The following is a 7,982-nucleotide window of genomic DNA, read 5'->3' as shown; positions in this document are numbered from 1 at the left end:
CCCCCCCCCCCCCGCCCCCCCCCCCGCCCCCCCCCCCCCCCCGCCCCGCCCCCCCCCCCCCCCCCCCCCCCCCCCCCCCCCCCCCCCCGCCCGCGGCGCCGGGGGGGGGGGCGGCGGGCGCGCCCCCCCCCCCCCCCCCCCCCCCGCGTCCGCTGCCTGCGCCGGTCGTCAGGACTCGCCGCCCGCGGTGCCGGTGGTGCCGGCGTTCACGTCGTGCAGCAGGTACTTCTCGATCGCCCACGCGGGAGCGTTCGGGTCGACCTGGCCGCGCGCCGCGAGCAGCTCCAGCGTCCGGACCACCATCGAGGGGCCGTCGATCTTGAAGAAGCGGCGGGCCGCCGGGCGGGTGTCCGAGAAGCCGAAGCCGTCGGCGCCGAGCGTCGCGTACTCGCCCGGCACGAACTGCCGGATCTGGTCCGGGATGGCGTGCTCGTAGTCGGTGACGGCGACGAACGGGCCGTCGGCGCCCTCGAGCTTGCGGGTCACGTACGGGACCTGCTTCTCCTGCTGCGGGTAGAGGAAGTTGTGCTCCTCGGCCGCGAGGCCGTCGCGGCGCAGCTCGCCCCACGAGGTGACGCTCCAGACATCGGCCGAGACGCCCCAGTCCTGCTCGAGCAGGTGCTGCGCCTCCAGCGCCCACGGCACGGCGACGCCCGACGCGAGCAGCTGCGCCTTGGGCCCCTGCACCTCGGAGGCGCGGAGCTTGTAGAGGCCGCGGACGATGCCGTCGACGTCGACGCCCTCCGGCTCGGCCGGCTGCACGATCGGCTCGTTGTACACCGTGAGGTAGTACATGACGTTGGGGTTCGGGTGGTTGCCGCCGTACATCCGCTCGAGGCCGGCGCGCACGATGTGGCCGATCTCGTAGCCGTACGCCGGGTCGTACGAGACCACGGCCGGGTTGGTCGCCGCCAGCAGCGGGGAGTGGCCGTCGGCGTGCTGCAGGCCCTCGCCGGTCAGCGTGGTGCGGCCGGCGGTCGCGCCGATCAGGAAGCCGCGCGCCATCTGGTCGCCCGCCGCCCACAGGGCGTCGCCCGTGCGCTGGAAGCCGAACATCGAGTAGAAGACGTAGACCGGGATGAGCGGCTCGCCCTGGGTCGAGTACGACGTGCCGACGTTGGTGAACGCGGCCAGCGCGCCCGCCTCGTTGATGCCGACGTGGATGATCTGGCCCTGCGGGCTCTCCTTGTACGCCAGGAGCAGCTCGCGGTCGACCGACGTGTAGTTCTGGCCGTTCGGGTTGTAGATCTTCGCGTTCGGGAAGAACGCGTCCATGCCGAAGGTGCGGGCCTCGTCCGGGATGATCGGCACGATGCGGTGGCCGAAGTCCTTCGAGCGCAGCAGGTCCTTGAGCAGCCGGACGAACGCCATGGTGGTGGCGACCTCCTGCGTGCCGGAGCCCTTCTTGGAGATGGCGTACGCCGAGTCGTCCGGGAGGTTCAACTGCGTGTACTTCGCGCGGCGCTCCGGCACGTAGCCGCCGAGCGCGCGGCGGCGGTCGTGCAGGTACTGGATCGTCTCGTCCTCTGCGCCGGGGTTGTAGTACGGCGGGAGGTACGGGTTCTCCTCGAGCTGGGCGTCGGTGATCGGGACGCGCATCGCGTCGCGGAACGCCTTCAGGTTGTCGAGGGTCATCTTCTTCATCTGGTGGGTCGCGTTGCGGCCCTCGAAGCTCGGACCGAGGCCGTAGCCCTTGATGGTCTTCGCGATGATGACGGTCGGCTGGCCCTTGTGCTCCATCGCCGCCTTGAACGCCGCGTAGACCTTGCGGTAGTCGTGACCGCCGCGCTTGAGGCCCCAGACCTGCTCGTCGGTGTAGTCCTTGACGAGCTCCAGGGTGCGCGGGTCGCGACCGAAGAAGTTCTCGCGCACGTAGGCGCCGCTCTCGGTCTTGTAGGTCTGGTAGTCGCCGTCCGGCGTCTGGTTCATGAGGTTGACCAGCGCGCCGTCGGTGTCGCGGGCGAGCAGGTCGTCCCACTCGCGGCCCCAGATCACCTTGATGACGTTCCAGCCGGCGCCGCGGAAGTAGCTCTCCAGCTCCTGGATGATCTTGCCGTTGCCGCGGACCGGGCCGTCGAGGCGCTGCAGGTTCGCGTTGATGACGAAGGTGAGGTTGTCGAGCTTCTCGTTGGCCGCCACCTGGAGCTGGCCGCGCGACTCCACCTCGTCCATCTCGCCGTCGCCGAGGAACGCCCAGACGTGCTGGTCGGACGCGTCCTTGATGCCGCGGTTGGTGAGGTACTTGTTGAGCTGCGCCTGGTAGATCGCGTTGATCGGGCCGAGACCCATCGACACGGTCGGGAACTGCCAGAACTCCGGCATGAGCCGCGGGTGCGGGTACGACGAGAGGCCGCCGCCCGCGTGCGACTTCTCCTGGCGGAAGCCGTCGAGCTGGTCGGCGCTCAGCCGGCCCTCGAGGAACGCGCGGGCGTAGGGGCCGGGGGAGGCGTGGCCCTGGAAGAAGACCTGGTCGCCGCCGCCCGGGTGGTCCTGGCCGCGGAAGAAGTGGTTGAAGCCGACCTCGTACAGCGTCGCGCTCGAGGCGTAGCTGGAGAGGTGGCCGCCGACGGCGATGCCGGGGCGCTGCGCGCGGTGCACCATGACGGCCGCGTTCCAGCGGATCCACGCCCGGTAGCGGCGCTCGACCTCCTCGTCGCCGGGGAACTCCGGCTCGTTCTCCGGGGAGATGGTGTTGATGTAGTCCGTGGTGGGAACCATGGGCACGCCGAGGTGAAGCTCCTTGGAGCGCTTCAGCAGGCTCAGCATGATCTCACGAGCGCGCTCGTGGCCCTGGGCGGCAACCAGTGCGTCGAGGGATTCCCGCCACTCGGCGGTCTCCTCCGGGTCCGAATCAGTGTTATTCACCGAGTACGGGTCCTGGTCGTTTACAGTCACCCTCGACCTCTTTCTTGTGTCGGATGGATCGTGGACGGCGTCATGTGCTGTCGGGTCACGACAAACAGTGCGCACCATCCTTCAGCCTAGCCTCAGTCGGAGGGCGTCGTTGACAGCCGGGTTGGCGCTCCCGGCGGCCCGGTCTATGCTGTCTCCTCGTGGCTCTCGAGAACGACACCCAAGCACCCGACTTCGAGCTCCTCGACCAGCACGGCCGGTCGGTGCGGCTCAGCGACTTCCGGGGGCGCAAGGCCGTCGCGCTCGTCTTCTTCCCACTGGCGTACTCCGGCACCTGCACCGGCGAGCTGTGCGCGCTCCGCGACAACCTCGCCCTGTTCGAGGACCACCGCGTGGAGCTGCTGGCGATCTCGGTCGACTCCAAGTACACGCTGCGCGCGTGGGCCGAGCAGGAGGGCTACGGGTTCAGCCTCCTCGCCGACTTCTGGCCGCACGGCGAGATCGCGAAGGAGTACGGCGTCTTCCTGCCCGAGAAGGGCTTCGCGAACCGCGCCACCTTCGTCATCGACGAGCGCGGCATCATCCGCGCCTCCTTCATCACCGCCCCCGGCGAGGCCCGCTCGATCGAGTCGTACCGCGCCGCGCTGGAGCTGCTGCCCGCGCACGTCTGACCGCGGGCGCCCGCTAGGCTGGCGGCACCAGGGCCTTTAGCTCAGCTGGTAGAGCGCCACGTTTACACCGTGGATGTCGTCGGTTCGATCCCGGCAGGGCCCACAGTCACCCCCAGCAGCACGAACAGCGCCTCCACCGTCGCCGCCATGTCGATGGTCGGGTCCTGGAGCCACTGCAGCTGCATGCCGTCGGACACCGCCTGCACCAGGCGGGCCAGCGTCTCGGGGTCGACGGCGGGGGAGACGCGGCCCGCCGCCTGCTCGTCGGCGAGGGTGCGCGCGAACATCTCGCGGAGGGTGGCGCTGCGCTCCACGAAGTAGTCGTGGGCCGGGTGCGACGCGTCTCCGGCCTCCACCGCCAGGCGCGAGAACAACTGCACGAGACCCGGGACCTCGGCGTTGTGCCTGACCACCCCGACGAAGCCCTCGCGCACGCTCTGCAGCGAGGGCTCTCCCGTCAGGTCGCCGAACCGGCGCGAGTCCACCTCGTCGCGCTTGCGCAGGATCGCCGTGAACAGCTCGTCCTTGCTGCCGAAGTAGTGCAGCAGTCCGGCCTGCGACAGGCCGACCGCGTCGGCCAGCTCCTTGACGGATGCGCCGTGCCAGCCCTCGCGGGCGATCACGTCGAGCGCGGCCTCCAGGATCTCCTCCCGCTTCGCCACACCCTTCGCGTACGCCCCTCGTCGTGCCATGCCCCGAGCATAAACCCGAACGATGCTTGCTTTTGGAAAACCGAGTGACGTATGGTTTTCCCACCATCCACGGTGGATGGTGAGAGGACCCCCACGACAATGACGTCAGACACCTCCGTGCCGGCCGGCGAGACCGCCCCCGAACCCATCGCGCCCGTCACGACCAACACCTTCGTCGGCACCGCCTCCGGCAACGACGACCCGCCGGCGCCGATCAAGGGCCTGCGCCGCCTGATGGTGTGGATCATCCCCGCCAACCTCGGCATCTACCTGATCTGGGGAGCGCTGCCCGGCATCCTGCTCCCGCAGCAGATCACCCTGCTGTTCGGCGAGCAGGACAAGGTCGCCAACCTGACCATCGCCGCGACGATCGGAGCGTTCGCCGCGATGATCGCCCAGCCGATCGCGGGTCAGGTCTCCGACCGGACCCGCTCGCGCTTCGGTCGCCGGGCGCCGTGGATCGTCATCGGCTCGCTCGCCGGCGGCCTCTCACTGGTCGGGCTGGCGTTCGCGAACTCGCTGATCGGCGTCGTCATCGCCTGGACGCTGGTGCAGATCAGCTACAACGTCGCGCAGGGCCCGCTGACCGCGATCATGCCGGACCGGGTGCCGCTGAAGCGCCGCGGCACGTTCGCCGCGCTGTCCGGGATCGGGCTGATGGTGGGCGCGCTCGGCGGCCAGATCGTCGGCTCGCTCTTCTTCAACAGCCTCACGGTCGGGTACGTCTTCTTCGCGGTGTTCTCGCTGGTCGTCCTGAGCCTGTTCGTCGTGTTCAACCCCGACTACTCCAGCACCCGCATCGAGCGCGAGCCGTTCACCCTCGTCGACTTCCTCAAGACGTTCTGGGTGAACCCGATCGCGCACCCGGACTTCTTCTGGGCGTTCACCGGCCGCCTGCTGCTGTACACCGGCTACTTCGCCGTGACCGGCTTCCAGCTGTTCCTGCTCACGGACTACTTCCACGTCGACCACCCGGAGCAGCTCATCCCGCTGCTGGGGATGCTGAGCCTCGTCGGGATCATCGTCTCCACCGTCGTCTCCGGCCCACTGTCCGACCGGTTCGGTCGCCGCAAGCCGTTCGTGTTCGCCTCCGCCGCGGTCGTCAGCCTCGGGTTCCTGCTGCCCTGGCTCTGGCCCGATGTGACGGCGTGGATCATCATGACGGTCATCGCGGGCTTCGGCTTCGGGATGTTCCAGGCCGTCGACACGGCGCTGATGAGCGAGGTGCTCCCGTCGGCGAAGTCGTTCGCGAAGGACCTCGGCGTCGTCAACATCGCCGCCACCCTGCCGCAGACCATCGCCCCTGGCGTCGCCGGCGCCATCGTCCTCGCCTTCGGCTACACCGCGCTCTTCCCGATCGCGATCGTCCTCGGCATCCTGGGGGCGCTGGCCGTGTGGCCCATCAAGGCCACCCGCTGACCATCACCATCGAAAGGAATCCCATGACCGACACCACGACCGGCCCGCGCGCCGATCTGACCGGCCTGAGCGTCGAGGAGAAGGCGGCGCTGACCAGCGGCGAGAGCTTCTGGCGCACGAAGGCCGTCGGCGACATCCCCTCCGTCATGCTCACCGACGGGCCGCACGGCCTGCGCAAGCAGCGCGAGGGCGGCGACCACCTCGGCATCGGCGACAGCGTGCCCGCGACGTGCTTCCCTCCGGCGGTCGCGCTGGGCTCCTCGTGGGACGAGGAGCTCGCCGAGCGCGTCGGCACCGCCCTCGGCGTCGAGTCGTCCATCGAGGACGTCGCCGTCATCCTCGGCCCCGGCATCAACATCAAGCGCTCCCCGCTCTGCGGCCGCAACTTCGAGTACCTCAGCGAGGACCCGATCGTGTCCGGCGCGCTCGGCGCCGGGATCGTGCGCGGCATCCAGTCGCAGGGGGTCGGCGCGTCGCTCAAGCACTTCGCGGCGAACAACCAGGAGGACGACCGGATGCGGTCCTCGTCCGACATCGATCCGCGTCCGCTCCGCGAGATCTACCTGCGCGGCTTCCAGCGCGTCGTCGAGGACGCGCAGCCGCGCACGGTGATGTGCTCCTACAACCGCATCAACGGCGTCTTCGCGTCCGAGAACCCGTGGCTGCTCACCGACGTGCTGAGAGGGGAGTGGGGCTTCGACGGTCTCGTCGTCTCGGACTGGGGCGCGGTGAACGACCGCGTCGCGGCGCTGCGCGCCGGTCTCGACCTCGAGATGCCGGGCTCTGGCGGCGCCACCGACGCGCAGATCGTGGCCGCGGTGCAGGACGGCTCCCTCGCCGAGGCGGTCCTGGACGCGTCGGCGCAGCGCAACGCCGACCTCGCCGTCCGCTGGGCGGCGACGCCGCGCGTGGCGGGCCCGCTCGACGTGGACGCCCACCACGCCCTCGCCCGCGAGGCGGCCGCCCGGTCGATCGTGCTGCTGAAGAACGACGCCGTGGACGGGACTCCGCTGCTCCCGCTCCGCGACGACCAGTCGCTCGCCGTCATCGGCGCATTCGCCGAGAAGCCGCGCTACCAGGGAGCCGGCTCGTCGATGATCCACCCCACCCGCCTGGACGACGCGCTCACGTCCCTGCGCGCCCTCGCCCCGCAGGCCGCCTACGCGCCCGGCTTCTCCCTCGCGGTCGACGCGACCGAGGAGGAGACGCGGCGCGTGCGCGAGGAGGCGGTCGCCGCCGCCGCCGGAGCGTCGGTCGCGGTCGTGTTCGCCGGACTCCCGGCCCGTCTGGAGTCGGAGGGGTACGACCGGGAGGACATCGACCTGCCCGCCGACCAGCTCGCCCTCATCGACGCCGTCGTCGCCGCCAACCCCCGCACGGTCGTCGTGCTCTCCAACGGCGGCGTCGTCGCCCTCCCGTTCGCGGACTCCGTGCCAGCGATCGTGGAGGCGTGGCTGCTCGGCCAGGCCGGCGGCTCCGCCACGGCGGACGTGCTGTTCGGCGCTGTTTCCCCGTCGGGCAAGCTCACCGAGACGGTGCCGCTGCGGCTCGAGGACACCCCGGCGTTCCTGAACTTCCCGGGCGAGGAGGGACACGTGCGCTACGGCGAGGGTCTCTTCGTCGGATACCGCTGGTACGACGCCCGCCGGATGGAGGTCGCGTTCCCGTTCGGCCACGGCCTCTCGTACACGACCTTCGGGTACGGGGAGGCGACGGCCCTGGAGACGGCGGACGGCGACGTCGAGGTGCGCGTGACCGTCACCAACACCGGCGACCGCGCCGGGCGCGAGGTCGTGCAGGTCTACACGTCCCTGCCCGGATCGCGCGTCCAGCGCCCGCCGCGCGAGCTCAAGGGCTTCGCGTCGGTGGAGCTGGCCCCGGGGGAGTCGCGCGAGGTCACGATCGCCGTGCGGCGCTCCGACCTGGCGTACTGGGATGTGCGCGCCGAGCGCTGGATCGTCGAAGGCGGCGAGTACCGCGTCGAGGTCGGCGCGTCGAGCCGCGACCTGCGCGCGTCGGCGACCGTCGCGGTCGCGGGCGACGAGGTCAGCCTTCCTCTCACCCGGGAGTCTTCGCTCGCCGAGGTCATGGCGCATCCCGTCGCCGGCCCGATGGTGCAGCAGGCCCTCGCCGGCATGGCGCAGATGCTCGAGGGGGCGTCCGCGATCATGCCAGAGGGCGTCTCGATGGACAAGATGATGGGCTCCTTCCCGATCAGCCGCATCGGCATGATGGCCGGGGGACAGGTCACCCCCGAGATGATCGACGGTCTGCTCGAGGCCGCGAACGCACCGCAGAAGTAGCGCGCCTCCCCGTACCCCGGCGCGCCGACACGGCCATCGTGACG

The 7,982-nt window shown here is 70.6% G+C and carries 5 protein-coding genes, 1 tRNA gene and 1 pseudogene; 5 read left to right on the top strand and 2 right to left on the bottom strand.

Translation table 11 applies throughout. From position 1 onward, the window contains the following. Positions 1–168: 168 nt before the first annotated feature. On the bottom strand, positions 169–2,895 hold the full coding sequence (gene aceE / locus ACR9ZG_RS16855) for a pyruvate dehydrogenase (acetyl-transferring), homodimeric type (protein WP_481286003.1): 2,727 nt from the start codon (positions 2,893–2,895) through the stop codon (positions 169–171). 158 nt (positions 2,896–3,053) lie between these two features. Between aceE and ACR9ZG_RS16850 the strand changes: the two genes are divergently transcribed. The 3 genes from ACR9ZG_RS16850 (at position 3,054) to ACR9ZG_RS16840 (ending at position 3,845) form a co-directional block, all read left to right on the top strand. After that, positions 3,054–3,524: a peroxiredoxin gene (locus ACR9ZG_RS16850; protein WP_481286002.1), complete on the top strand. Its 471-nt coding sequence runs from the start codon at positions 3,054–3,056 to the stop codon at positions 3,522–3,524. Between the two features lie 30 nt (positions 3,525–3,554). Continuing rightward, positions 3,555–3,627, top strand: a tRNA-Val gene (locus ACR9ZG_RS16845). Then, complete coding sequence (locus ACR9ZG_RS16840; protein WP_481286001.1) at positions 3,594–3,845, top strand: hypothetical protein; 252 nt, start codon at positions 3,594–3,596, stop codon at positions 3,843–3,845. Before ACR9ZG_RS16845 ends, ACR9ZG_RS16840 begins: the two co-directional genes overlap by 34 nt. A gap of 194 nt (positions 3,846–4,039) precedes the next feature. Here ACR9ZG_RS16840 and ACR9ZG_RS16835 read toward each other — a convergent pair. After that, positions 4,040–4,216 (bottom strand): annotated as a pseudogene (locus ACR9ZG_RS16835) (TetR/AcrR family transcriptional regulator); the annotation flags it as partial. Between the two features lie 99 nt (positions 4,217–4,315). Between ACR9ZG_RS16835 and ACR9ZG_RS16830 the strand changes: the two are divergent. Together ACR9ZG_RS16830 and ACR9ZG_RS16825 are read left to right on the top strand one after the other, a co-directional pair. Then, positions 4,316–5,635 carry an MFS transporter gene (locus ACR9ZG_RS16830; protein WP_481286000.1) on the top strand — a complete coding sequence of 440 codons (1,320 nt, stop codon included), beginning with the start codon at positions 4,316–4,318 and terminating at the stop codon, positions 5,633–5,635. 23 nt (positions 5,636–5,658) lie between these two features. Further along, entirely contained in the window at positions 5,659–7,938 is a 2,280-nt protein-coding gene (locus ACR9ZG_RS16825; protein WP_481285999.1) for a glycoside hydrolase family 3 C-terminal domain-containing protein, read from the top strand. Positions 7,939–7,982 lie beyond the last annotated feature (44 nt).

It is taken from the genome of Leifsonia sp. KNZ12-8B, assembly GCF_056755495.1.
Note: the sequence above shows the minus strand (reverse complement) of the source record. Positions and strands in the feature narration are given on the sequence as shown.